This is a genomic window from Jiangella endophytica, assembly GCF_003427025.1.
In the GTDB taxonomy this organism is placed as follows: Bacteria; Actinomycetota; Actinomycetes; order Jiangellales; family Jiangellaceae; genus Jiangella; species Jiangella endophytica.
The window spans coordinates 333,173-356,818 of sequence record NZ_QVAI01000006.1; the positions used below are offsets into that span (position 1 = coordinate 333,173).

Below are 23,646 nucleotides of genomic sequence, written 5' to 3' on the forward strand. Positions count from 1 at the left end.
GCTCAGTCGTCCGCGGTCAGCTCGACGAGGATCTCGTCGAACTCGACCATCTGGCCGTTCGCCGGATGGATCGCGGCGACCCGTCCGGCGCGGTCGGCCTTGATCTCGTTCATGAGCTTCATCGCCTCGACGATCGCCACCGTCTGCCCGGCCTCGACCCGGTCGCCGACCTCGACGAACGGGTCCGCGTCCGGTACGGGGCTCCGGTAGAACGCGCCGATCAGCGGGGCCCGCAGCGCGTGCGTGTCCGGCCGGAGGTCGCTGCCGTCGGCGGCCGCGACCGCGTCACCGGCGGCGTCGAAGGGTTCGGCCCTCGCGACCGGCTGCCCGGCGACGAGCGCCGGCTGCGGCTGCGGTTGCACCCACTCGACGGCGATCGAGCAGTCGCCCGCCGACACCTGGACCCGCTGCACCCGTCCGGTCAGCGAGCCGACGAGAGCGGCGGCCTCCACCCGCAGGTGGCTGACCAGCGCGGCCCGCTCGCTGTCGGGTTCGGTGTCGTGGGGTCCCTGCGGCCGTGCCGGCGCCGCCGTCATGCCGCGCCCCAGCGTCGTGTCTCCAGCTGGTCGTCGAGCCGGCCGAACGCCCGGAAGCGCTGAAAGCGCTCGTTCACCAGCTCGGTGTCCACGAGACCGGTCAGCTCGTCCAGGCCCGCCTCGAGGGCACGGCCCAGAGCATCGGCGCTGGCCACCGGATCGGTGTGGGCGCCGCCGGCCGGCTCGTCGACGATGCGGTCGACTATGCCCAGTTCCAGCAGATCCGGCGCGGTGAGGCGGAGCGCGTCGGCCGCGGCCGCGGCCCGGGAGGCGTTGCCCCAGAGGATCGTCGAGCACCCCTCCGGCGAGATCACCGAGTAGTAGCTGTTCTCCAGCATCAGCACCCGGTTGGCGACGGCGAGGGCCAGCGCTCCGCCACTGCCGCCCTCGCCGGTGACGACGCTGAGCACCGGGACCCGCAGCCGCGACATCGTCGCGATGCACTCGGCGATCGCCCCGCCCTGACCGCGCGCCTCGGCCTGCAGCCCCGGGTAGGCGCCGGCGGTGTCCACGAGCGTGATCAGCGGCAGCCCGAACCGGTCGGCATGGCGCATGAGGCGCATCGCCTTCCGGTAGCCCTCGGGGTGCGGCATGCCGAAGTTGCGGCGCACCATCTCCGCGGTGTCGTGGCCCTTCTGATGCCCGATCACGACGACCGTGCGTCCACGGAACCGGGCGATGCCGCCGACGATCGCGGGGTCGTCGGCATGCGTACGGTCGCCGTGTAGCTCGACGAAGTCGTCGCACAGCTGGCCGATGTAGTCCAGGGTCGTGGGGCGGCCGATGTTGCGGGCCAGCGTGACCACCTGCCAGGCGTCTCGCCGGGCCGGCGACCGGGTGGCGGCCGGCGTACCCCGTGTCGCGGTACGGGCCGGGGCCAGGGCGGCCGGCCGCGCCGTCACGTCGACGGCCCCCTCCGCATGTGCCCGCAGGAGCCGGGCGACGGTGTCGCGGACGTTCTGGCGGGGCACCACCATGTCGACCATGCCGTGGTCGAACAGGAACTCGGCGGTCTGGAACCCGGCCGGCAGCTCCTCGCGGATGGTCTGCTTGATCACCTGCGGCCCCGCGAAGCCGATCAGGCTGCCGGGCTCGGCGATGATGATGTCGCCCAGCGACGAGAACGAGGCCGTCGCACCGCCGAACGTCGCGTTGGTGTTGAGGTTGAGCACGAGAACGCCCGCCTCGCGCAGCCGAGCGATCTCCTGCGAGGTCCGGGCCAGCTGCATCAGCGAGAGGCAGCCCTCCTGCATGCGCGCGCCGCCGGAGGCGGAGACGATCAGCAGCGGCACCCGGCGGGCCAGCGCCGTCTCGGCCGCCCGGACCAGCGTGTCGCCGACCGCCGTGCCGATGCTGCCGCCCATGAAGGCGAAGTCGAGCGCGGCCACGACGAGCGGCTCGCCGCCCACGGACGCCGATCCCGCCACGATCGCCTCGGGCCGGCCGGTCTTCCCGCGCGCGGCCGCCAGCCGCTGCGGATACGGCCGGGAGTCGACGAAGCCGAGCGGGTCGGCGTCGGCGTGCGCCGGTGGGAACGGCGCCAGCGAGCCGTGGTCGAGCAGCTGCTCCAGGCGCTCGTCCAGGCTCAGCCGCAGATGGTGTCCACAATCGGGGCACACCTTGCCGTTCCGGTCCAGGCGTTTTGCATAGAGATAGGTCGAGCAACTGGGGCAGCGGCTCCACACGCGGCGGTCGGCCGATTCAGCGACGGTGTCGGTCATGGCACAGCACTTCCTTATCGCGTCAAGCGCGTCGCGTGGGCAGGGCAGCACGATTGATGCCACTACCGCACACAACGCAACTCATCGAATGCACGCCGGGGAGAACTCGCATTCGGCGTCGCGTGAATTCCGCACCGGCGAAGGATGTCGTCCTCGTGCCCAGGACGTGGATGAGGCCGGTGCCGAGCGCCTCCGTCGCCGGCGACGGTGCGTCGGCGCACCACCGGCGGACCCGGAGCCTATGGGATGAACTGGGCAAACACGGCGACCCCCCACACGTTGCAACCGTCGCTCTCAGTTGACTGGCAAACGCGAACTTGTTGCTGTTTGTCGGATTTGAGTAAACCTGCCTAGCGCGCGAACGTCAACGACTTTCTTGGGGTGACTTGGGTTACATGTATATGACGTCGACAAGACATCCAGCTTGTTGCCGGGTCACATTAATGCTCCGTTAAGGGCGGAAAACAAAGCTTTACAGGCGTCGGGGGCACTGCTAGCAATCAGTTCATAAGTATGTCGACCCGATGCATATGGCACCATTATTCACGTGCGGGACAATGATGGACGAAAACTGGACCACAAGCTGCTGGAAGAACTGCGTCTGAAGGCCGTGCGCGAGGTCGTCGAGGGGGCGCACCCCGAGGAGGTGGCGCTCGCCCTCGGCCTGCACCGCAAGACGGTGTACGGCTGGGTGGCGCGCTACCGCGCGGACGGCCCGGAGGCCCTGCGCGCCAAGCCGCCGCCCGGACGTCCGCCCAAGCTCACCGACCAGCAGCTACGCCGGCTGTTCGCGGTCATCGTCGACGGCGACCCCCGGGACCTGCGCTTCGATGCGGCGTTGTGGACCCGTCAGGTGGTCCGCGTGGTGGTGCGCCGCGAGCTGGAGGTCGCCTTGAGCGTCGCCTCGGTCGGCCGCCTGCTGGACCGGATGGGCCTGTCGCCGGAACGTCCACTGGCCCGCGCCACGCGCAGCACCCCGGACGCGCTGGCCCGGTGGAAACACGAGGAGTTCCCCAACATCAGGATCGCGGCCGAGGTGAGCGGAGCGACGCTGTACTTCTGCGACGAGTCGGTGGTCGGCTTCGACGCCGAGGCGGGCGGGGCCGGCGAGGCGGCCACGCACATGATCTCCGTCGTCACCACGAAGGGCGCGCTGCGGTTCGCCGCCTACGGTGGCGAGGCGGGCGCGGAGACGTTCGTCGACTTCTGCCGGCGGCTCCTGCACGACGCGCGCCGGCCCGCGTACGTCGTGGTCGACGGCGGACCCGCGCAGCGGTCGGAGGAGGCGCAGCGGTTCGTGGAGTCGACCTGCGGCCAGCTGAGGCTGTTCTTCCTGCCGTTGCCGGCCGGGCTCAGCTCGTCGGGCCGGGCCGATACACCGCCAGAGCCGATCGATACGCCTGCACCGGCAGGTAGCCGGCGGATTCCGGGACAGCGCCGGTCAGCAGCGCCAGTTGATCGCGCAGGGCGTGCACCTCGGCTTCGAGCTCCAGGATGCGCTTGATGCCCACGAGGTTGACGCCGTCCTCCTGGGACAGCCGCTGCACCTCGCGGAGCAGTTCGACCTCGCGCAGAGAGTAGCGGCGACCGCCGCCGGGGGTGCGCCGAGGCGACACCAACCCGAGGCGGTCGTACTGACGCAGCGTCTGCGGGTGCATGCCGGCCATCTCGGCCGCCACGGAGATGACGTACAGCGGCTCGTCGTCGCTGACCAGCCGGGCGGCGCCGGACATCGCCACGATGAACCGTCCTCCGGCCTCCATGGTCACCCCTCCTTCGCCGCCAGGCCCATCAGTTCGGCTCGGACGTCCTCGCCCGAGGTGGCCGTCTGGAACTCCTCGAGCGCCTGCTTCGCGTCGCCCTTGAGCGACGGCGGCACCGTGACCTCGACGGTGACCAGGAGGTCGCCGCGAGTGCCGTCCTTACGGGGCGCGCCGCGACCGCGGACCCGGAAGGTGCGGGCGTTGGGCGTGCCCGGCGGCAGCTTCAGCGTCACCGCGCTACCGCCCAGCGTGGGCACCTTGATGTCGGCACCCAGCGCCGCCTCGGGGAATGTCACGGGGACGGTGACCGTGAGGTGCTCGCCACGGCGGCCGAACACCGGGTGCGACCCGACGTGGATGATGACGTACAGATCGCCGGCCGGGCCGCCGCGCTCGCCCGGCACGCCCTTGCCGCGCAGCCGGATGCGCTGGCCGTCGACCACGCCGGCCGGGATGCGCACGTGCATGACCTTGCTCGTGGTGCCGCGGCCGGAGCCGCTGCAGACCGGGCACGGGTCGTCGACCACCAGGCCGCGGCCCCGGCAGTCCTTGCACGGCTCGGCCATGCCGAACCCGCCGGAGTCGGTGCTGGTGAACCCCGTGCCCGAACACGTCGGGCAGACCCGCGGGACGGTGCCGGCCCGCGCGCCGGTGCCGGCACAGGCCGAGCACGCCGACGAGCTGGTGAGCTTCAGCGGGATGGTCTTGCCCTCGACGGCCTCGGTGAACGTGACCGTCACCTCGCGCTCGACGTCGGCGCCCCGGCGCGCGCCGGTGCTCCGCGGCCGGTTGCGCTGGCCGAAGATGCCGCCGAACACGTCGCCGATTCCGCCGCTGCCGCTACCGGAGAACAGGTCGCCGAGGTCGAAGTTGAACGACCCGCCGCCCCCGCCGGCCGGCGTGCGGATGCCGCTGCCGAACAGCGTGCGCGCCTCGTCGTACTGCTTGCGCTTGGCGGGGTCGGACAGCACGGAGTACGCCTCGGAGACGTCCTTGAAGCGCTCTTCCGCGGCCTTGTCGTCCTTGTTGCGGTCGGGGTGGAGCTCGCGAGCCAGAGTGCGGTAGGCCTTCTTGACCGTGGCCGCGTCGGCGTCCTTCGAGACACCGAGGATCTTGTAGTAGTCCTTCTCGATCCAGTCCTTCGTGCTCACGGGCTCGCCCCTCCTCTCCGTCTACGGAACGTCAGTTCTGGTCGTCCTTATTCTCCGCCGAGTCGTCCGCCACGGGCGACTCGGCGGGCGTGACCGGCAGCGCCTCCGTGGGCTCGGCCACCGCGACCCGCGCGGGCCGGATGACCCGCTCGCCGATGCGGTAGCCGGGCTGCAGGATCTGCGTGCAGGTGGGCACCTCGACGTCGTCGGCGTAGCCGTGCATGAGCGCCTCGTGGATCATCGGGTCGAAGGCGTCGCCCGGCTCGCCGTAGCGGACCAGGCCGGCCTTCGCCGTCACCGACTCCAGCGCCTCGCCGACCGACCGGAACGCACCGTTGAGGTCGCCGTGCTCGCGCGCCCGGCCGATGTCGTCGAGCACCCCGAGCAGCTCGGAGAGGACCTCGGCCTTGGCCGCCTCGCGGTTGACCTCGCGGTCGCGGTCGACCCGGCGGCGGTAGTTGACGTACTCGGCCTGCAGCCGCCGCAGGTCGTCGAGCCGCTCGGCCGCCTCGGCGCGGGCGGCGGCCAGCTCTTCGCCGGCCGCCCCCGCCGCGGCGTCTGACGCGGGAGCCGAGACCCCCGCGTCCGCGGCCGCGTCGCCGTCGGCCCGCCGCTCACCGGTCTCGGGATCGATGCGGCGCCGGTCGCGGATGACGGGCTTCAGCTCTTCGGGGTCGTCTCCCGGACCCCCGGGTCGCTGCGCATCGGTCACTTGGTGTCCTTCTCGTCGTCGACGATCTCGGCCTCGACGACGTCCTCCTCGGCGTTGTCGCTCGTGGCGGACGAGTCGTCGCCGGCGGTGTCGCCGTCGGCCGGGCCGGCCTGGGCGCCGTCGCCGGACGGGGCCTGCGCGCTGGCGTAGATGGCCGCACCGAGCGCCTGGAAGGCGGTCTGCAGCCGCTCGGTGGCCGACTTGATGGCCGCCTCGTCGTTGCCCTCGAGCGCCTTCTTGGCCTCGGCCAGGGAGGTGTCGACGTCGTCGCGGACCTCCTGGGAGAGCGTGCCGACCTTCTCGGTGTTGTCGGCCAGGAACTTCTCGGTCTGGTAGACCAGCGACTCGGCCTGGTTGCGGTTCTCGGCGGCCTCGCGGCGCTTGCGGTCGTCCTCGGCGTACTGCTCGGCCTCGCGGACCATGCGGTCGATGTCGTCCTTGGGCAGCGACGAGCCACCGGTGATCGTCATCGACTGCTCGCGGCCGGTGCCGAGGTCCTTGGCGGACACGTGCACGATGCCGTTGGCGTCGATGTCGAAGGTGACCTCGATCTGCGGGACGCCGCGCGGCGCCGGCGGCAGACCGGTGAGGTCGAACGTGCCGAGCTTCTTGTTGTAGGCCGCGATCTCGCGCTCGCCCTGGTAGACCTGGATGCCCACCGTCGGCTGGTTGTCGTCGGCAGTGGTGAAGATCTCCGAGCGCTTCGTCGGGATGGTGGTGTTGCGCTCGATCAGCTTCGTCATGACGCCGCCCTTGGTCTCGATGCCGAGGGACAGCGGGGTGACGTCGAGCAGCAGGACGTCCTTGACCTCGCCCTTGAGCACGCCGGCCTGGAGGCTGGCGCCCACGGCGACGACCTCGTCCGGGTTGACGCCCTTGTTGGGCTCCTTGCCGCCGGTCAGCTCCTTCACGAGGTCGACGACGGCGGGCATGCGGGTGGAGCCACCGACCAGGACCACGTGGTCGATCTGGTCGACGGAGATGCCGGCGTCGCGGACGACGTTCTGGAACGGCGACTTGGTGCGGGCCAGCAGGTCGGCCGTCATCTGCTCGAACTGCGCGCGCGAGAGAGTCTCGTCGACGTGCACCGGGTTCTTCTCGGCGTCCTGCGCGATGTAGGGCAGCGAGATGGACGTCTGGGTGCTGGACGACAGCTCGATCTTCGCCCGCTCGGCGGCCTCACGGACGCGCTGCATGGCGATCTTGTCCTTGGAGAGGTCGATGCCGTGCGCGGACTTGACCTGGCCGATGAGCCAGTCGACGACCTTCTGGTCCCAGTCGTCGCCACCGAGGTGGTTGTCGCCGCTGGTGGCCTTCACCTCGACGACGCCCTCGCCGATCTCGAGCAGCGAGACGTCGAAGGTGCCGCCACCGAGGTCGAAGACCAGGATGGTCTGGTCGTGCTCACCCTTGTCGAGGCCGTACGCCAGCGCGGCCGCGGTGGGCTCGTTGACGATGCGCAGCACGTTGAGGCCCGCGATCTCGCCGGCCTCCTTGGTGGCCTGGCGCTGGGAGTCGTTGAAGTACGCCGGCGTGGTGATGACGGCGTCGGTGATGGTCTCGCCCAGGTACGCCTCGGCGTCGCGCTTCAGCTTCTGCAGGACGAACGCGGAGATCTGCTGCGGCGTGAAGTCCTTGTCGTCGATCTTCTCCGACCAGTCGGTACCCATGTGACGCTTGACCGAGCGGATGGTGCGATCGACGTTGGTGACGGCCTGGCGCTTCGCGACCTCACCGACCAGGACCTCGCCGTTCTTGGCGAAGGCCACGACGGACGGGGTGGTACGGGACCCCTCGGCGTTGGCGATGACGGTCGCCTCGCCACCCTCCAGGACGGCGACGACGGAGTTCGTCGTGCCCAGGTCGATGCCGACGGCACGTGCCATGGCAGTTACCTCCAGTGTGTTTCTCAGCAGTGTTGAGTCAGTATGGCTCAACTATAACCTTGAGCCCCTGTGGCTCAACTTCTCACGTACCGCACAACGACCGGGCCGCTCTGAGGATTCCCTCGGATTCGCGGCGTACGCTGGCCGCCATGTTCCCGGAGTCCCAGGACGACGACGCACCCCGGCGCACCGACGCGCGCACCAAGATCGTGGCGGTGGTGCTGATCCTCTGCCTGATCGCCGGGGTGGCGCCGTTCCTCGCCGCCCTCGTCTTCTAGCCGCCGTGGCCGTCCAGGAGGACGCGCGGCCGGTCGCCGTCCGCAGCCGGCTGCTCGGCGTCGACGCGGCCCGCGGCATCGCCCTCCTGGGCATGATGTCGGTGCACATCCTCCCGGCCATCGGCGAGGACGGCGGCATGACGGCGTCGAGACTCATCGCCAGCGGCCGGTCGTCGGCATTGTTCGCGCTGCTGGCCGGCGTCGGACTGGCACTGGCCACCGGCGGCCGCACGCCCCGGCGTGGACGGCCGCTGGCCGCCGCGAGCGTGAGCGTCGCGCTGCGCGCGCTCGTCATCTTCCTCGTCGGCCTGTGCCTCGGCGCGTTCCCGTCCGGCGTCGCGGTCATCCTGGCGTACTACGGCGTGCTGTTCCTGCTGGCGATCCCCTTCCTCGGGCTGGGACCGCGGATCCTGCTGCCGCTGGGGCTGGTCTGGGCCGTCGGCGCGCCGCTGCTGAACCACTACTGGCGCATCGGCGAACCTCTGGCGTCGTACGACACCCCCACGTTCGAGTCGCTCGAGCAGCCCGGCGACCTGCTGCGCGAACTGCTGGTCACCGGCTACTACCCGGTGTTCCCCTGGCTGGCCTACGTGCTGGTCGGCCTGGGCATCGGCCGGCTGGCGCTGTCGTCGGCCCGGGTCGCGACGGCGCTGCTGGCCGGCGGCGCCGCGCTGGCCGTGGCCGCCTGGGTGACGTCGACCGTCCTGCTCGACAACGGCGGGCTGGAGCACCTGGTCACCGCCGGACTGGGTGGGCACCCGGCCAGTCCGTTCGACTTCGCCGGGGCGGTGAACAACGCGTCGTTCTACGGCACCACCCCGGCCACCAGCTGGTGGTGGCTGATCGTGGCGGCGCCACACACCGCGACACCGTTCGACCTGCTGCACACCATCGGCACCAGCGCCGCGGTACTCGGGCTGATGCTGCTGCTCGCACTCCGCGCCCGGCTGCTGGTGTGGCCGCTGGCGGCGATCGGCGGCATGACGTTCACCCTCTACACCCTGCACGTCGTACTGCTGTCGGGGCCGATCCAGGGCCACGACGTGTCGACCTACCTGGTGCACGTCGCGATCATGTTCGCGATCGCGATCCCCTGGCGGGCCTTCATCGGGCGCGGCCCGCTGGAGGCGGTGGCGGCCGCTCTCGGGCGCGCGGGGCGGGACGCCGTGCTGTCGCCGTCGCGCCGCTAGGGATGCGTGACGCCCCTAAGGCTTGACGATCTTCATGGTGAAGTGCGACGTGATGCCCTTGACGTGCGGGATCGTCATGACGTGCCGGCTGAGGAAGCTCTCGTAGGCGGCGAGATCGGCGACGGCCACCCGCACGAAGTAGTCGGGGCTGCCGAACAGCCGGCGCAGCTCGAGCACCTCGCCGGCCCGCCCGAGCGCGTCCTCGAAGTGCGCGACGGTGTCGGCGTCCTGCGCGTCGAGGGTGAGGTCGATGAGGGCCTCGAAGGACCGGCCGACGGCGGCGGGATCGACGACGGCGCGGTAGCCGCGGATGACGCCGCTGGACTCCAGCCGCTGGACGCGCCGCAGGCACGGCCCGGTCGTCAGCCCGACCCGCTGCGCCAGTTCGACGTTGGTCAGGCGACCGTCACGCTCCAGCTCGGCGATGATTGCTCGGTCGATCCCGTCCATGCGAGAAGGTTGCCGCATCTGGGGCACGCGACGCAATCTTCGCAACCACATGGCACGCCGTCCGCGAGACGATGGCGGGGTGCTCCAGGACGTCCCCGCCGCCGCCCGCCAGCGGCAACAGCTCGCCGCGGGCGTGCGCGACTCCTTCTCGGCCGGGCTGGGGATCTTCCCGCTGGGCATCGCGCTCGGGCTGCTCGTCCTGCAGGCGGGGCTGCCGTGGTGGCTCGCGCCGGCGCTCTCACTGGCCGCGTTCGCCGGCTCGCTGGAACTGCTCCTGGTGGGCATGGTCGCCGCGAGTACCGGGCTGGCGGCGATCGCGCTGACCGTCCTGGTGGTGAACTCGCGGCACGTCTTCTACGCATTCTCCTTCCCGCTGCACCTGGTCCGGCACCCGCTGGCCAGGGCGTACGCCGTCTACGCGCTGATCGACGAGGTGTACGCCGTCAACGCCGCGCTGCCGGCCGCGTCGCGATCGGGGCCTCGACTGCTCGCGATGCAGGTCACCTGCCAGGCGTACTGGGTCGGCGGCGGCCTGGCCGGGGTGGCCGTCGGGGCGGTGCTGCCCGCGCCCGTCGAGGGGCTGGAGTTCGCCCTCTGCGCGCTGTTCACCGTGCTGGCGCTGGACGCCTTCCGGTCGCGGCGCGAGATCCCCGCCGTCCTGCTGGCGGGGGTCAGCGCGGGCGCCGCCCTCGTGGTCGCCCCACAGGTGGCCATGCTGGCGGCGATGGCTGCTGCGCCGGTCGGCGGCGGCGCACCGGCTGGCGGTGTGGATGCCGGTGGGGATCCTGGGCATCCTCGCCGTCACCGCGCTGCACGGCACCGTCACCGCCGATCCGCGGACGGCGCCGTACGCGCTGCTCGCGGTGGCGGTGACGGTGGCGGTTCATCTCGGCTGCGGCCGGCGCACGATCCTGAGCGTCGGCGCCGGCACCGCCGTCTACGTCGTCCTCGTCAACCTCACCTGAGCTCACCGCCGCCGCGGCGACAACTCGCTCAGGTCCACGGCGTCGGCCATGGCCTGGTAGCCGGCGTCGCCCGGGTGCAGGTGGTCGCCGGAGTCGTACTCGGCGCGCATGCGCAGCGGCTCGTCCGGATCGCGCAGGACGGCGTCGAAGTCGATCACCGCGTCGAACGCGCCGGACTCGCGGATCCACTCGTTGACGGCGGCCCGCACGGCCTCGCGCTCCGGCGTCCACGAGCCCCAGCCCTGGAACGGGCCGATGGTCGCGCCGACCGCCCGCATGCCCTGGTCGTGGGCCCGCTCGATGATCTGCTCGTATGCCGCGATCAGCCGCTCCGGGTCGTACTGCGAGTTCGGCTGCTGGATGTCGTTGATGCCCTCGAACACCACCACCGTGCCGGCGCCGGTCTGCGTCAGGACGTCGCGGTCGAACCGGGCCAGAGCGTTGTCGCCCTGACCGGGGCTGTTGGCGTGCAGCAGCAGCCGGTTGCCGCCGATGCCCGCGTTGAGGATGCCGAACCGGTGCGGCCGTGGCTGCTCGAGCATGCGGTCGGCCAGGTAGTCGGGCCAGCGCCGGTTCGTGTCGCGGGTCGAGCCGGCGCCGTCGGTGATCGAGTCGCCCAGGAACACCACCGCGCCGGACGCCGCGCCGCGCACGTCGAGCCCGTCGAGGAACCAGAACGACGTCGTCGTCTGCGGGAACGACGACACCGACGGCGCGGTGGTCTGGTCGCCGGTCGCGATCCAGCCGGTCGAGTACGCGGCCGCGTGGTACGTCGCGGGGCCGGTCGGGCCGGGCACGTACAGGCTCACCAGGACGTCGCTGTCGTCGGCGATCCGCAGCTCGACGGGGTCGGAGACCAGCTCGGCGCCGGCCGGGATCGTCACGCTGGTGTCGCCGGAGAACGTCACCTCGCGCACGGTCGCCGGATCGACGTCGCCCGGCGCCGCACCCGGCAGCGCGAGCGTCGCCGCCTGCACGATCAGCGGCTGGGTTCCGTACACGTTGGTCAGCCGGAGCCGGACCTGGGAGCCGCCGACGGAGACGTGCGCCCGCTGACGGAAGGTGGTGTCGGTGAACCCGGCCAGCGGCTGGCCGTTCTGCGGACGGGCCACCGCGGTGGCCCAGGTGCCGGCCCAGTCGCCGCCGGCCGCGGGCGCGGCCTCGGCCGGTGGGTGCGGCGCGACGATGTCGTTCGATGGGGCGGCGGTCGTGGCACCGGCGACGAGCACGGCGCCCGCGGCCGCCGCGGCGAGCGGCCCGGCCCAGCGTCGAAGGGATCTCGGCAGCGAACGGGACAGCGGCATCGGCGTCTCCTCGTGTCGGCCGCGCCCGGCGGGGGGGTGACCGGGCGCGGCACTCGTGACGCTAGATCCGCCGCACGCCGACCCGCCAGCCACGATGCGGCGAACGGCCACCCTGGTGCGGTAAGCGGTTTCCCGCCCTCGTTGTCCACGAGACGAGTGAGTCCGATCGTCCGGCGGCGGAGCGGCGCCGCGCCCTGAGATCGCGTACGACGCCAGGCGTTCCCCCGCCCCACCAGGCAAGCATGCCTCGCGATGCACCAGAACGCCTCACGATGACCCGTCTCACCCAAGGGACGCTTCGCCACCCTTGCGCGCAAACTAGTTTGCGTTTTAAAGTCCAGCCATGACCGACCCGGAGGAACTCACCCCCGAGGAGTCGCTGCGCCTCATCGCCCGCGAGCGGGCCGCGGTGACCGACCGGCAGCGCGGCACGATGCTGCTGTACTACCTGCCCTGGGGGCTGACCTGGTTCCTCGCGTTCGGTCTGTTCACGCTCGACCAGGGCCCGGGCACCGACGGGCCGTGGGTCGACCTGCCCGACGCGCTGCCGTTGGTCGTGCTGTTCACGTTGATGGCCGTCGCCGTCGCCATCACCATCGGGACGGCGGCGCGCGAGGCGAGTCAGGTCGGCGGCGACAGCAACCGTCGCGGCGCCATGTACGGCGTCAGCTGGGCGCTGGCATTCGGCACCGTCTTCCCGATCCTGGGCCGTATCGCCGAGCACCTGCCCGACGACCAGCAGGGGCTGCTGTTCGGCGCCGTCAGCGTGGCCCTGACCGGCGTCTTCTATCTGGCCGGCGCGGCCATCTGGCTGGACTGGAGCCTGCTCGTGCTCGGCGGCTGGCTGCTGGTGGTCAACCTCGCCGGCGTGCTGGCCGGCCCGGGCTGGCACTCGCTGGTCATCTCGGTGGCGGGCGGGGGCGCGCTGATCGTCGCCGGACTGGTGGCGCCGGCGGCGGCCAGGCGGGCCGGGGAATGACGGCGCCCGGGCTCGACCCGGTCATCCACGCCCAGGCCCGGCTCCGGGTGGTCGCGGCGCTGTCCGCGCTGCACGTCGGCGACCACATGACCTTCCCCTACCTGCAGAAGGTCCTCGACATGACGGCGGGCAACCTCTCGGTGCACCTCGGCAAGCTCGAGGAGGCCCGCTACGTCGAGATCACCAAGACCCACCAGGGACGGCGGCCGGTCACCTACGTCGCCCTGACCTCGCGCGGCCGCGCCGCGTTCGACGACTACACGGCGGCGATCCGCGCCCTGCTCGACGGCGCCGCGGGAACGGAGCATCCATGACCGACCTCATCGCTCGCGCCGTCGGCGTCTCGCGTCGCTACGGCGACGTCGTCGCGCTGGACCAGGTCGACCTCGACATCCCGCGCGGCCAGCTGGTCGGGCTGCTCGGCCCGAACGGCGCCGGGAAGTCGACGCTGATCAACCTGTTCGTGGGCCTGCGCCGGCCGGACGACGGGCGCGTGGAGATCCGTGGCGCCGACCCGATGACGCCGGCGACGCGGCGCATCCTCGGGGTCACGCCGCAGGAGACCGGGCTGCCGCTGAGCCTGCGTGTCGGCGAGACCGCGAACCTCGTGTCGGCGCACTTCGTGAACCCGGTGCCGCCGGACGAGTTGTTCGCGCGGTTCGGCCTGACGGGGCTGGAGGGACGCCAGTGCGGCGCGCTCAGCGGCGGGCAGCGCCGCCGCCTGGCCGTCGCGCTGGCATTCGCCGGCCGGCCCGAGATCGTCTTCCTGGACGAGCCGACCACCGGCCTCGACGTCGACGCGCGGCATCAGCTCTGGGACGGCATCCGCGCGTTCCACGGCGAGGGGGGCACCGTCGTGCTGACCAGCCACTACCTCGAGGAGGTCGAGGCGCTGGCGGAGCGGGTCGTCGTCATCGACCACGGCCGCGTCATCCGCGACGGCAGCACCGCCGAGATCCGCGACGTCGCGGGGATGCGCCGGGTCAGCGTCGCGGCGGCCGACCTGCCGGAACTGCCCGGCGTCGTGTCCACCGACCGCGACGACGCCGGCCGCGTCCACCTCATGACGACGGACGCCGACCAGCTGGTCCGCACGCTGGTCGCGTCGGGCGTGCCGTTCCGCGGCCTCGAGGTGCGCAGCACGTCACTCGAGGACGCGTTCCTGGCCCTGACCACCGACGACCACCGGAGCCTCGCATGAGCCTCACCCTGACCCACGCCCGCTACCAGTTCGTCGAGACACTGCGCATCCCGGTCGCCGTCATCGCCACCGTGTTCTTCCCGGCGGCGTCCATGCTGTTCTTCGTCGTCCCGAACGCGGCGGACGACCCGCGCGCCGCCACCGTCGCGACCGCGTCGATGGTGGTGTTCGCGACGATGGTCACCTGCCTGTTCCAGTACGGCTCGGGGGTGGCCGAGGACCGCGCGCTGCCGTGGGAGTCGTTCGTGCGGACGCTGCCGACCGGCGCCGGTCCGCGGTTCGCCGCCCGCGTGCTCGTGGGGACGGCGTTCGTGCTGGTGGCGGTGGTCCCGGTGGTGCTCATCGCCGTGCTGTTCACGGAGGCGACACTGACGCCGGCCCGATTCCTCGCCGCACTCGGCGGGCTGGTCGTCGCCGTCGTGCCGTTCACGCTGCTGGGCCTGGCCATCGGCTACTCGCTGCCGGCCAAGGCCGCCACCGCCGTGGCGACCATCTCGTTCCTGCCGCTGGCCTTCGGCGGCGGCCTCATGGGCGACCCCGAGGACCTGCCCGGGTTCATCGACACCATCGCCCCGTTCCTGCCGACGCGCGGCGCGGCGGAGCTGATCTGGGCGGCGGTCTCGGACTTCACCGTCGACCCGCTGTCGATGGTCATGCTCGCGGTGTGGACGGTGGCGGCCGGCGGCGCCGCGGTGTTCGCCTACCGCCGCGACGAGGGCCGCCGGTTCAGCTGAGCCGAATGGCCACGGCACCCGGAATCCCGGAAAGTCGGGCCTAATTTACCGGTTCGTTATTGCACCGTCAATAGCATCTTGTCTCGCGACATGAGCATTGACCCTCAGGATTCCTGTCGCTAGGTTACGTGGACCCCCACATCAGTTTGTCCGGCGATCCGCAGGGCACCGAGATGCGTCGCCGGGCACTATTCACCGGAGGTCCCGACGATGTCAATGAAGCGCGCTCTGACGGGTGTGGCCGCAGCCGCCCTCGCCGCAACTGTGCTGGTCGTCGTGCCAGGCGAGCGAGGAACGAGCACCGCGGACGCTGCTGCTGATGACATTCCCACGCCAACGGAATTCTTCGGATTCGCCATGGGCACCAGCGGAAAGCTGGCGCCTTTCGAGCAGATCAAGGACTACTTCGAGCTGGTCGCCGAGGAATCGGACAGCGTCGAGTACGAGGTTGCCGGCACCACCACGATGGGCAACGAATACCCGGTCCTGCGGGTGAGTTCGGCGCAGAACCTGGCCCGGCTCGACGAGATCCTGGACGCCAACGAACGACTGGCCGACCCGCGCGCGGACCTCACCGAGAGCGAGGCCCGCACACTGGCCGAGCAGAGCGTCCCGGTCTACTACCTCGAGGCGACCCTGCATTCCAGCGAGGTGGGCAACCTGCCGGCGCTGGTCGACGTGATCCACCGGCTGTCGACCGAGCGGTCGGAGTACGTCCAGAACATCCTGGACAACCTCGTGATCCTGGTGGTGCCGTCGGCCAACCCGGACGGCCAGCATCTGATGGTCGACTACTTCAACGAGACCGAGGGCACGAGCTACGCCCGCACGTACCCGGACCTCTACCACAAGTACGTCGGGCACGACAACAACCGCGACTGGATCTTCTTCACCCAGGAGGAGTCGCGCATCCGCACCCGCCTGGAGCAGCGGTACCGGCCGGTGATCCTGCACTTCATGCACCAGGCCGGCGCCAACAGCCCGCGCATGTGGGTGCCGCCGTTCGACGAGCCGCTCGGCCCGAACATCGACTCCATCACGATCTCCGCGTCGAACGCACTGGGCGCCGAGATCGCCAATGCCGCCGCCGAGGAAGGCCTGCCCGGCGTCAGCACCGACGACGCGTACGGCATCTTCTGGAACGCCGACGTGTTCGGCACCGGCCCGCACCGCGGCGCGTCGCTGTTCCTGCACGAGATCGCCTCGGTGCGCGACCTCGCCCTGCCGTTCTCCAACCCCGACGGCACCCCGCCCGGCGCCCGCGACCGAACGATGCGCACGTTCGACCCGTACACCGACGAGACCTGGACGCTGGAGCAGATCGTCGAGTACGCGAAGCTGTCGATGTACACCGGCCTGGAGAGCGTGGCCAAGGACGCCGACGACTGGCTGTACAACAACCTCTACCAGGTCAACCGCAAGAACATGGAGCCCGACGGCGGACCCGAGACCTACCTCGTCCCGGCCGGCCAGCGCGACCCGTACGCCGTCAAGCAGCTGGTCGAGATCTTCGACATCGCCGGCGTCGAGGTCGACCGCGCGCTGTCGACGGTGCGGGTGGGCCGGCAGACCTATCCGGCCGGCACGCTGTTGATCCAGTCGCAGCAGCCGATGGGCAGCTGGGTCGACCAGGTGCTGGAGCTCGACCAGTACCCGAACCAGGCCCGCAAGTGCGCCGACTGCCCGTTGATCATGCCGTACAGCGAGACCACCGACAATCTCGCGATGCTGCTCGGGCTGACGGTGCAGCAGGTCGACGACGCGCGGGTGGCTCGCACCGAGCGGATCTCGGCCGCGGACATCACGGCGCCGGCGGTGCCGAACGCTCCGGCCAACGGCGCCTACCTGGTGCGGCCGACGACGTACGGGCTCACGCACGCGATCGCCCGGCTGCAGGAGGACGACGTCCCGGTGTTCCGCGCGGCGTCGGGCTTCGGCGTCGGCAACACGACCTACGAACCGGGCACCCTGATCGTGCCCGCGACGGCGGCCGCCCGCGGCACGCTGACCGAGGTGTCGCAGCTCACCGCGCTGCCGGTGACGACGTCGCCGCAGGTGCCCGCGGTCGACGCGCTGGAGCTGAAGCCGGACACCAGGATCGGCCTGATTCGCGGGGCGAACAACATGCCCGGCGGCTGGCTCATGTGGCTGGCCGACACCTACGGGCTGAACTACGAGGTGGTCGAGGCCGATGACTACGCGAACCTGGCGCAGTTCGACACCATCCTCGTCGCGCCGGGCGTCACCAAGGCGCGCATCGTCACCGGCCTGAACCCGGCGCAGTACCCCGAGGAGTACCACTGGGCCCGCGGCGTCGGCGAGGCCGGCTGGCAGGCACTGGCGACGTGGGTGCGCGACGGCGGCAACCTGGTGGCGGTCGGCACGGCGGCGGAGACGGCGCGCGAGTTGCTGGGGCTGCCGATCACCAACGCGACGCCGGCCGACCGGGCGGCGTTCAGCGCTCCCGGCACGCTGCTCAACGCGCAGTTCGACCCGGCCGCCCCGGCCACCTGGGGCATGCCGGCGAACTGGCCGATCTGGTTCAACAACAGCCCGGCGTACCGGGTGGCGGCCGACGCCGGCGCCACCGTCGGCGCCACGTACCCGGCCACGGGTGAGCTCCTGGCCAGTGGCTACGCGCACGGCCAAGCGACCCTGGCCGGGCTGGCCAACGTCGTGACCGTGCCGGTCGGCGCCGGCGAGGCGACCGTGGCGAGTGCGGACATCACGTTCCGCAGCTGGCCGCGGGCGACGTGGACGATCGTGTCCAACGCGCTGTACAACGGCCCCGGCACCACGGTGCCGGCGGCGGAGCTGGCGGCGCGGCTGAAGGCCCGGTAGCCGGCCGACTCGTCCCGCCCCCGTGGTCCGGCGCCCGGACCGCGGGGGCGGCGCGTGCTACTGGTCCTGGCCGGGGGTGCGGGCGCCGAGCTCGGCGTCGAGGCGCAGCAGGCCGGGGCCGTCGTCGCCGATGAGGTGCAGGCGGCCGAGGACCTCCGAGACCGTGGACTCCTCCTCGATCTGCTCCTCGACGAACCAGCTGAGCAGCGGCAGGCTGTCGATGTCGCCCTCGGCGACGGCGAGGCGGTACAGCGACCGGATGGACTCGGACACCCGCTGCTCGTGCGCCAACGACGCCTCGAACGCCGCCACCACTGTGGGGCCGGGGTCCTTCGGCGCCGAGATGTCGCCGATCTGCGGGCGGTTGCCGCGGTCGGTGACGTGCTGGGTGAACTTGGCCGCGTGCACACGCTCCTCGTCGGACTGGATGCGCATCCACGACGCCATACCCGGCAGATTGGCGTCCTCGAGCGCGATGGCCAGCTGCAGGTACGCGATCGACGACTCGAGCTCCAGCGTGATCTGCTCGGAGAAGGCCTTGGCAAGCGTGTCGTTGAGCTTCATGTGGTCGACGTTAACGCAGCTCAGAACGCATTTCCACGAAGTCGTGCCTATCCTTGCGTAGGTTCGCCGAACCTGTCTGCGGGCTCATTCGCGCGCGGCCGCCAGGACGACGGGACGGGTGCGGGTCACGAGCAGCGAGACGGCCGGCGCCACGACGGCGGCCAGCAACAGCGTGCCGCCGGCCGTCGCGGCGGCGAGCATCCACGGGACCTCGACGATCGCCGTGCCGACGGACCGGCGGGCCGCGACGGCGATGCCGGCGAGCGCGGCGGCCACCACGAGCGCGCCGAGGACGAGACCCGTCGAGGTGACGATGAGCGCTTCCACGGCTGTGGTCGCGACCACCTGGCCGCGGGTCAGTCCGGAGAGCCGCGCGACGGCGTGCTCCCGGCGTCGGCCGGTGCCGGCGATGACGATGGCGTTGACGACTGCCATGACGGTGTAGAGCGCGGCGAGCACCAGGAGCACGGTGAGCGTGGCGGTGTTGGTCCGCTGCTGGTCACGGGCGGCCGCGGCGATCCAGGCGTCGACGCCGATGACCTCGCCGTAGGCGCCGGCCGCCTGCGCCACCGTCGCCGGGTCGTGGCCCGCCGCGACGCGGAGCAGGACGTCGGCGGGCGCGGCGGCCAGCTCGGCCTCGGGCACCAGGTCGCGCGGCACGAGGATCTGCTGCCGGCCCGAGAGCCGCTCGGGCAGGACCACGGCGATCCGCACGTCGACGAGGGTGTCGCCGATGACCACCGTCGCGCGCTCGCCCGGTGTGTGGCGGACGCCGTCGGTGGGCCGCTGCATCACCGCGATCGCGGGCCCCGTGAGGTCGGAGAGCTCACCGGCGACCGGGCGGACCCGATGCACCCGGCCGTACGCGTCGGGGTCGATGACGGCGATCCCGTCGAGCTGCCGCTCGGTCGCGGGGCCCTCGTCGTCGGTGGCGGGCAGGTCCACGGCGAGCGGCAGCACCTGTTCGGCCGACGCCGCGTCCACCCCCGGCAGCCGGGCGAGGTCGCCGGTGTGCGCGCCGGTCGTGGCGACCACCAGGTCCGCGTCGGTCCGTGTGCGTTGCTCGACGGTGACCGCGCTGGTCGTGGCGTTCACGGCGCCGGTGATGCTGAGCACCATCGCGACCAGCACGATCACCGGGGCCGCGGTCGAGGCCGACCGCTGGACGCCGTCGCGGACGTTGGAGTGAGCGAGGCGGCCGAGGGTGCTCGCCCGCGCCGGGGCGCCGAGGAGCAGGCTCACCGGCGGCAGCAGCGCCGGGCCGAGCAGGCTGAACGCGACCGCCCCGGTGATCGCGACCCCGAGGCCCAGCGCCAGGGCGACGACGACACCGACGAACGAGGCGGCGACGACCTGCGCGACGGTCAGTGCCAGCATCGCCAGGCCGCCGGCCCACCGTCCGGCGGTCATCACCGACGCCGCCGCGGGGGCGCCGCGCACCGCCTCCAACGGCGGGATCCGCGCCGCGCGCCGTGACGCGGCCGCCACTCCGAGCACGGCCACCGCGACGCCGATGCCGGCGGCGACCCACCCGGGCCACGCCGGGCGGGTGAGGACGAACCCGTCCGGCACGAACTCGGCCCGCCGCAGCAACCACAGCTGCATTCGCACCGCCGGGCCGCTCAGCGGGAGGCCGAGGGCCGCGCCGGCGGTCCCGAGGAGCACCGCCTCCCCGGTGAGGACCAGCCGCACCTGGAGGCGTCCGGCACCGAGCAGCCGCAAGAGGGCGAGGTCCCGGCGGCGTTCGGCGACGGTGAACGAGAACGTGGTCGCGACGATGAAGACGGTGAGGAACCCGGCGAGTATCGCGCTGATGATCATCACGGTGGCCACGCCGTCGAACGCGTCGCGGACGGTGGCCGCCTCGTGCGGCGGCAGGCCACCGGTATCGGGCGGTGTGGCGGACGCGGCGATCGTCACGGCGGAGGCGATCAGCGCGACTCCGGCGGCGACGGTGACGACGGCGCCGGCGAACAGCGGCCAGCGATCGCGGAACCCGCGCAGCGACAGGCCGATCACCGGCGCTCCAGCCCGGCCAGGGTGGCCGCGACCGCACCGGCCGACGGCCGCTCCAGCCGGTCGGCGATGCCGCCGTCGACCAGGAAGACGACGCTGTCGGCGGCCGCCGCCGCGGCGGGGTCATGGGTGACCATGACGACGGTCTGGCCGCCGTCCACCATCCGGCGGAGCAGGCCGAGCACCGTCCGGGACGCGGCGGAGTCCAGCGCCCCGGTGGGCTCGTCGGCGAACAGCACCGCCGGGCGCGTCGCGATCGCCCGGGCCAGCGCCACTCGCTGCTGCTGGCCGCCGGAGAGCTGGCCGGGCTTGTGACGGGCGCGGTCACCGAGCCCGACGGACTCGAGCGCGGCACGGATCCGCGCGCGAGACGGGCGGGCGCCCGCCAGTCGCAACGGCAGGGCGACGTTCTGGGCAGCGGTCAGCGAGCCGACCAGGTTGAAGTTCTGGAAGGCGAAGCCGACCGCGGTGCGCCGTAGCCGGGTCAACGCCCGATCGGAGGCCCCGGTGATGTCCTCGCCGGCCAGCACGACCCGGCCGGCGTCGGCCCGTTCGAGCCCGGCCAGGCAGTGCAGCAGCGTGGACTTCCCCGAGCCCGATGGGCCCATGACGGCCAGCCAGGTCCCGGGCGGGACCTGGAGGCTCACGTCGGTCAGTGCGGCCACCGACGTGGCCCCGGCACCGTAGGTCCTGGTCACCCCGATGGCGGCGACCGCCGCGTCGGGCGGGCCCGCGCGGCCGGAGAGGGCGGGTGGGAGTGGCGTCGTCTCGGACATCGTGGTCCATCCAAAGCCGGCGACGCCGGTTCCGGTATGGGCGTGCACGAGACATTCGCTCGTCCACGGGGGGTAGCGCGGACGCCACCCCCGTACGGTGAGGGCATGACTTCGCCAGCCGGCGCCCTGGTGGCGCAGCGTGCGCTCCCACTACCGGCCACCGTCCTGCTCGCGGCCGCGCTCGCGGTGATCGACGTCGTCGTCGTGGTCGTCGCCGCCACGCTGCCCGCCATCCTCATGGTGGCGCCCGCCCTGGTCGGTGCCGATCAGATCGATCTCGGCTTCTGGCTGATCGACACCAGCGGCGAAGCCTGGCTCACGGTGCTGCCCGGAGCGGCGCTGCTGACCGCCGAGCTGTACGTGTTCGCCCGGCTCGGCCGGGCTCAGCTCCGCCTCGTCCGCCGGTCGGCGGCACCGGTGCCGTCGCGCCGGGTGGCGGCACCGGAGCCGGGCCGGTCCACGTTCGTGCACGCGCTCACGCCCCGCGAACGCGAGGTGCTGGAGCTGATGGCGGAGGGGTTGACCAACACGGTCATCGCGGGCCGGCTCTTCGTGAGCGAGGCGACGGTGCGCAAGCACATCGGCCGCATCTTCGCCAAGCTCGGTGTCGACCGCGAGTCCGCCGACCGCCGGGTGACGGCCGTCGTCGCCTACCTGCGCGACGACGCACAGGGCTGACGGTCGCTACCGCACGACGCCGGCTGAGCCCGGCCGCCCGCCGAGCCAGGTGTCGGCGATGATCGGCACGCCGGGCCGGTAGGCGAGGTGCACGTACGACGGCGCGTCGAGGATGGCGAGGTCGGCGCGGGCGCCGGGCGAGAGCCGTCCGACGTCGGTGCGCCGCAGCGCAGCGGCGCCGCCCGCCGTCGCCGCCCAGAGCGCCTCGGCCGGCGTCATGCGCATCTCCCGGACCGCCAGCGCGACGCAGAACGGCATCGACGACGTGTAGCAGGAACCCGGGTTGCAGTCGGTGGCCAGCGCGACGGTGACGCCGGCGGCCAGCAGCCGGCGGGCGTCGGGGTAGGGCGAGCGGGTGGAGAACTCGACGCCGGGCAGCAGCGTCGCGACAGTGCCCGAGCCGGCCAGTGCGGCGACGTCGGCGTCGTCGAGGAACGTGCAGTGGTCGGCACTGGCGGCGCCGAGCTCGCAGGCCAGCTGGACGCCCGGGCCGTGGCCGAGCTGGTTCGCGTGGACCCTCGCGCCGAGGCCGCGGCCGAGGCCCGCCGTCAGCACCGCGCGGGCGGCGTCGGCGTCGAAGGCTCCGGTCTCGCAGAACACGTCGATCCAGCGGGCGTGCGGCGCGCAGGCGTCGAGCATGGGTCCGGTGACGAGGCCGACGTACGCGGCCGGGTCGGCCTCGTACTCGGCCGGCACGACGTGAGCGCCGAGGTAGGTGGTCTCGTCGGTGTGCTCGGCGGCCAGCGCCAGCGCGCGGGCCTCGTCGGCCACCGTCAGGCCGTAGCCGCTCTTGATCTCGACGGTCGTGGTGCCCTGGCGGCGCATCTCGCGCACGAGCCGGGCGAGGTTGAGGCCGAGCAGTTCGTCGGGAGCGGCCCGGGTGGCCGCGACGGTCGTGCGGATGCCACCGGCGGCGTAGGGCTGGCCGGTCATGCGCGCGGCGAACTCGGCCGAGCGGTCGCCGGCGAAGACGAGGTGGGAGTGGCTGTCGACGAAACCGGGAACGACACAGCGTCCGTCGAGGTCGATGCGGGTGTCGGCGCTGGGTGCGGCGGGGGCCGGGCCCACCCAGAGGACCTGACCACCGGAGTCGGCGATCAGGGCGGCGCCGGAGATCTCACCGAGTGGCGAGCCGTCGCCCTGTGCGGGGTCGTTCGTGACCAGCAGCCCGATTCCGTCGAGGAGAGTGGTCGCCACGACGGGAGCCTAACGTGCGGGCTCAGGCAGAGCTGGCGGCCAGGACGCCCCACGCGACGAGCTTCTCGCGCAGTTCGGCCGGCGGGATCTCGTAGAGCAGTGCGGCCAGCGAGATGTCCTCGGAGCGGATGGTCAGCACCGGGCTGCCGAAGTCGTTGCGCTGCCGCTGGATGGACGCGACGAAGGTGGCCAGCCGCTCGGCCTCGGGCGGCGCGTTGCGCAGTGCGTCGAGGTCGAGGACCAGCTTGCCCTCTTGCGTCGGGATACGGGACCGGGCGCCGTCGGACACCAGAGTGTCGACCGGGACGCCGTAGAACTCGGCGAGCTCGGCGATGCGTCGGATCGACGCCACGCGGTCACCGCGTTCGTAAGAACCGACCACGACAGCGCGCAGCCGGCCACCGGACTTCTCCTCGACAGCCTGGAGCGACAGCCGCCGACGCTTGCGCAACGCGCGCAACCGTGCGCCCACGACCTTCGCGAAGTCCTCCTCCGTCGAGTCCGGACTGCCGTCGTTCATCGTCGAGCTCCCCAAAGGTGCCTCGTCCTCCGTACTGATCCGCCCGCACCAGCACGCCTGCGCCGCCCCCCTGGCAGGGTCCCGGACCACGCCCGGGACAGATCAGAGAATACCGGGCAATCGTGGCCGATTGATCACCGGCCGTCCGCGACTTTGTTCAGCTCGCATGCTAGGAGGTCAGGCG

General features: G+C 72.1%; 22 protein-coding genes and 2 pseudogenes. 11 read left to right on the forward strand and 13 right to left on the reverse strand.

The window, feature by feature from the left end; all coding sequences use genetic code 11:
- Positions 1-2: 2 nt before the first annotated feature.
- Positions 3-536 carry an acetyl-CoA carboxylase biotin carboxyl carrier protein gene (locus DZA62_RS15525; protein ID WP_116949783.1) on the reverse strand — a complete coding sequence of 178 codons (534 nt, stop codon included), beginning with the start codon at positions 534-536 and terminating at the stop codon, positions 3-5.
- Positions 533-2,257 (reverse strand): acetyl-CoA carboxylase carboxyltransferase subunit alpha, encoded by a 1,725-nt coding sequence (locus DZA62_RS15530; protein ID WP_116949784.1) that lies wholly within the window; start codon positions 2,255-2,257, stop codon positions 533-535. Before DZA62_RS15530 ends, DZA62_RS15525 begins: the two co-directional genes overlap by 4 nt.
- Positions 2,258-2,804: 547 nt before the next feature.
- Here DZA62_RS15530 and DZA62_RS36880 point away from each other — a divergent pair.
- Positions 2,805-3,584 (forward strand): annotated as a pseudogene (locus tag DZA62_RS36880) (IS630 family transposase); the annotation flags it as partial.
- Between the two features lie 25 nt (positions 3,585-3,609).
- Here DZA62_RS36880 and DZA62_RS15540 read toward each other — a convergent pair.
- Genes DZA62_RS15540 through dnaK form a run of 4 tightly spaced genes read right to left on the reverse strand, consistent with a single transcriptional unit; the run spans position 3,610 to position 7,769 of the window.
- Positions 3,610-4,020 carry a heat shock protein transcriptional repressor HspR gene (locus DZA62_RS15540; RefSeq protein WP_116949786.1) on the reverse strand — a complete coding sequence of 137 codons (411 nt, stop codon included), beginning with the start codon at positions 4,018-4,020 and terminating at the stop codon, positions 3,610-3,612.
- Between the two features lie 2 nt (positions 4,021-4,022).
- On the reverse strand, positions 4,023-5,171 hold the full coding sequence (dnaJ, locus tag DZA62_RS15545) for a molecular chaperone DnaJ (protein ID WP_116949787.1): 1,149 nt from the start codon (positions 5,169-5,171) through the stop codon (positions 4,023-4,025).
- Positions 5,172-5,202: 31 nt separating this feature from the next.
- Complete coding sequence (gene grpE, locus DZA62_RS15550) at positions 5,203-5,883, reverse strand: nucleotide exchange factor GrpE (protein ID WP_116949788.1); 681 nt, start codon at positions 5,881-5,883, stop codon at positions 5,203-5,205.
- On the reverse strand, positions 5,880-7,769 hold the full coding sequence (dnaK, locus tag DZA62_RS15555) for a molecular chaperone DnaK (protein ID WP_116949789.1): 1,890 nt from the start codon (positions 7,767-7,769) through the stop codon (positions 5,880-5,882). The genes grpE and dnaK overlap by 4 nt, the downstream gene beginning before the upstream one ends.
- A gap of 149 nt (positions 7,770-7,918) precedes the next feature.
- On the opposite strand from dnaK, the gene DZA62_RS37230 reads away from it, so the two are divergent.
- Together DZA62_RS37230 and DZA62_RS15560 are read left to right on the forward strand one after the other, a co-directional pair.
- Entirely contained in the window at positions 7,919-8,047 is a 129-nt protein-coding gene (locus DZA62_RS37230; RefSeq protein WP_269813888.1) for a hypothetical protein, read from the forward strand.
- 5 nt (positions 8,048-8,052) lie between these two features.
- Positions 8,053-9,237, forward strand: a complete 1,185-nt coding sequence (locus tag DZA62_RS15560) for a heparan-alpha-glucosaminide N-acetyltransferase domain-containing protein (RefSeq protein ID WP_157987698.1) — start codon at positions 8,053-8,055, stop codon at positions 9,235-9,237.
- A 15-nt stretch (positions 9,238-9,252) separates the two neighbouring features.
- Here the strand turns inward: DZA62_RS15560 and DZA62_RS15565 are convergent, their stop codons facing one another.
- On the reverse strand, positions 9,253-9,687 hold the full coding sequence (locus DZA62_RS15565) for an Lrp/AsnC family transcriptional regulator (RefSeq protein WP_116949790.1): 435 nt from the start codon (positions 9,685-9,687) through the stop codon (positions 9,253-9,255).
- A gap of 49 nt (positions 9,688-9,736) precedes the next feature.
- Here DZA62_RS15565 and DZA62_RS37235 point away from each other — a divergent pair.
- Together DZA62_RS37235 and DZA62_RS36395 are read left to right on the forward strand one after the other, a co-directional pair.
- A pseudogene (locus DZA62_RS37235) lies at positions 9,737-10,414 on the forward strand (AzlC family ABC transporter permease); the annotation flags it as partial.
- A gap of 43 nt (positions 10,415-10,457) precedes the next feature.
- A complete protein-coding gene (locus DZA62_RS36395) occupies positions 10,458-10,652 on the forward strand; it encodes a hypothetical protein (RefSeq protein ID WP_232827508.1) in 195 nt (64 codons plus the stop codon).
- Positions 10,653-10,654: 2 nt separating this feature from the next.
- Here DZA62_RS36395 and DZA62_RS15575 read toward each other — a convergent pair whose 3' ends face one another.
- A complete protein-coding gene (locus tag DZA62_RS15575; protein WP_116949791.1) occupies positions 10,655-11,956 on the reverse strand; it encodes an SGNH/GDSL hydrolase family protein in 1,302 nt (433 codons plus the stop codon).
- Between the two features lie 343 nt (positions 11,957-12,299).
- Here DZA62_RS15575 and DZA62_RS15580 point away from each other — a divergent pair, with 343 nt between their 5' ends.
- The 5 genes from DZA62_RS15580 (at position 12,300) to DZA62_RS15600 (ending at position 17,711) form a co-directional block, all read left to right on the forward strand.
- Positions 12,300-12,935 (forward strand): transporter, encoded by a 636-nt coding sequence (locus tag DZA62_RS15580; RefSeq protein WP_116949792.1) that lies wholly within the window; start codon positions 12,300-12,302, stop codon positions 12,933-12,935.
- On the forward strand, positions 12,932-13,249 hold the full coding sequence (locus DZA62_RS15585; RefSeq protein WP_116949793.1) for a transcriptional regulator: 318 nt from the start codon (positions 12,932-12,934) through the stop codon (positions 13,247-13,249). Before DZA62_RS15580 ends, DZA62_RS15585 begins: the two co-directional genes overlap by 4 nt.
- On the forward strand, positions 13,246-14,136 hold the full coding sequence (locus tag DZA62_RS15590; RefSeq protein WP_116949794.1) for an ABC transporter ATP-binding protein: 891 nt from the start codon (positions 13,246-13,248) through the stop codon (positions 14,134-14,136). Before DZA62_RS15585 ends, DZA62_RS15590 begins: the two co-directional genes overlap by 4 nt.
- Positions 14,133-14,870 carry an ABC transporter permease gene (locus DZA62_RS15595; RefSeq protein WP_116949795.1) on the forward strand — a complete coding sequence of 246 codons (738 nt, stop codon included), beginning with the start codon at positions 14,133-14,135 and terminating at the stop codon, positions 14,868-14,870. Before DZA62_RS15590 ends, DZA62_RS15595 begins: the two co-directional genes overlap by 4 nt.
- Before the next feature lie 357 nt (positions 14,871-15,227).
- Positions 15,228-17,711 (forward strand): M14 family zinc carboxypeptidase, encoded by a 2,484-nt coding sequence (locus tag DZA62_RS15600; RefSeq protein ID WP_198663809.1) that lies wholly within the window; start codon positions 15,228-15,230, stop codon positions 17,709-17,711.
- Positions 17,712-17,768: 57 nt separating this feature from the next.
- On the opposite strand, the gene DZA62_RS15605 is transcribed toward DZA62_RS15600, so the two are convergent.
- From DZA62_RS15605 to DZA62_RS15615, 3 genes are all read right to left on the reverse strand, one after another.
- Complete coding sequence (locus DZA62_RS15605) at positions 17,769-18,275, reverse strand: ferritin (RefSeq protein ID WP_116949797.1); 507 nt, start codon at positions 18,273-18,275, stop codon at positions 17,769-17,771.
- A gap of 84 nt (positions 18,276-18,359) precedes the next feature.
- Positions 18,360-20,294: an FtsX-like permease family protein gene (locus tag DZA62_RS15610; protein ID WP_116949798.1), complete on the reverse strand. Its 1,935-nt coding sequence runs from the start codon at positions 20,292-20,294 to the stop codon at positions 18,360-18,362.
- On the reverse strand, positions 20,291-21,067 hold the full coding sequence (locus tag DZA62_RS15615; RefSeq protein ID WP_116949799.1) for an ABC transporter ATP-binding protein: 777 nt from the start codon (positions 21,065-21,067) through the stop codon (positions 20,291-20,293). Before DZA62_RS15615 ends, DZA62_RS15610 begins: the two co-directional genes overlap by 4 nt.
- Before the next feature lie 105 nt (positions 21,068-21,172).
- On the opposite strand from DZA62_RS15615, the gene DZA62_RS37240 reads away from it, so the two are divergent.
- Positions 21,173-21,745, forward strand: a complete 573-nt coding sequence (locus tag DZA62_RS37240) for a helix-turn-helix transcriptional regulator (protein ID WP_269813889.1) — start codon at positions 21,173-21,175, stop codon at positions 21,743-21,745.
- A gap of 6 nt (positions 21,746-21,751) precedes the next feature.
- Here DZA62_RS37240 and hutI read toward each other — a convergent pair whose 3' ends face one another.
- A complete protein-coding gene (gene hutI / locus DZA62_RS15625; protein WP_116949801.1) occupies positions 21,752-22,942 on the reverse strand; it encodes an imidazolonepropionase in 1,191 nt (396 codons plus the stop codon).
- Between the two features lie 22 nt (positions 22,943-22,964).
- On the reverse strand, positions 22,965-23,462 hold the full coding sequence (locus DZA62_RS15630; protein ID WP_069109061.1) for a helix-turn-helix domain-containing protein: 498 nt from the start codon (positions 23,460-23,462) through the stop codon (positions 22,965-22,967).
- Positions 23,463-23,646: the final 184 nt, after the last annotated feature.

Coding starts and splice junctions, on each gene's coding strand:
- DZA62_RS15630 (WP_069109061.1), bottom strand. CDS start 23,462: ATGAACGACGGCAGTCCGGACTCGACGGAGGAGGACTTCGCGAAGGTC.
- DZA62_RS15590 (WP_116949794.1), top strand. CDS start 13,246: ATGACCGACCTCATCGCTCGCGCCGTCGGCGTCTCGCGTCGCTACGGC.
- DZA62_RS15540 (WP_116949786.1), bottom strand. CDS start 4,020: ATGGAGGCCGGAGGACGGTTCATCGTGGCGATGTCCGGCGCCGCCCGG.
- DZA62_RS15600 (WP_198663809.1), top strand. CDS start 15,228: ATGGGCACCAGCGGAAAGCTGGCGCCTTTCGAGCAGATCAAGGACTAC.
- DZA62_RS15575 (WP_116949791.1), bottom strand. CDS start 11,956: ATGCCGCTGTCCCGTTCGCTGCCGAGATCCCTTCGACGCTGGGCCGGG.
- DZA62_RS15615 (WP_116949799.1), bottom strand. CDS start 21,067: ATGTCCGAGACGACGCCACTCCCACCCGCCCTCTCCGGCCGCGCGGGC.
- DZA62_RS36395 (WP_232827508.1), top strand. CDS start 10,458: ATGCCGGTGGGGATCCTGGGCATCCTCGCCGTCACCGCGCTGCACGGC.
- DZA62_RS15595 (WP_116949795.1), top strand. CDS start 14,133: ATGAGCCTCACCCTGACCCACGCCCGCTACCAGTTCGTCGAGACACTG.
- DZA62_RS37240 (WP_269813889.1), top strand. CDS start 21,173: ATGACTTCGCCAGCCGGCGCCCTGGTGGCGCAGCGTGCGCTCCCACTA.
- DZA62_RS15585 (WP_116949793.1), top strand. CDS start 12,932: ATGACGGCGCCCGGGCTCGACCCGGTCATCCACGCCCAGGCCCGGCTC.
- DZA62_RS15580 (WP_116949792.1), top strand. CDS start 12,300: ATGACCGACCCGGAGGAACTCACCCCCGAGGAGTCGCTGCGCCTCATC.
- DZA62_RS15525 (WP_116949783.1), bottom strand. CDS start 536: ATGACGGCGGCGCCGGCACGGCCGCAGGGACCCCACGACACCGAACCC.
- DZA62_RS37230 (WP_269813888.1), top strand. CDS start 7,919: ATGTTCCCGGAGTCCCAGGACGACGACGCACCCCGGCGCACCGACGCG.
- DZA62_RS15565 (WP_116949790.1), bottom strand. CDS start 9,687: ATGGACGGGATCGACCGAGCAATCATCGCCGAGCTGGAGCGTGACGGT.
- dnaK (WP_116949789.1), bottom strand. CDS start 7,769: ATGGCACGTGCCGTCGGCATCGACCTGGGCACGACGAACTCCGTCGTC.
- DZA62_RS15530 (WP_116949784.1), bottom strand. CDS start 2,257: ATGACCGACACCGTCGCTGAATCGGCCGACCGCCGCGTGTGGAGCCGC.
- DZA62_RS15605 (WP_116949797.1), bottom strand. CDS start 18,275: ATGAAGCTCAACGACACGCTTGCCAAGGCCTTCTCCGAGCAGATCACG.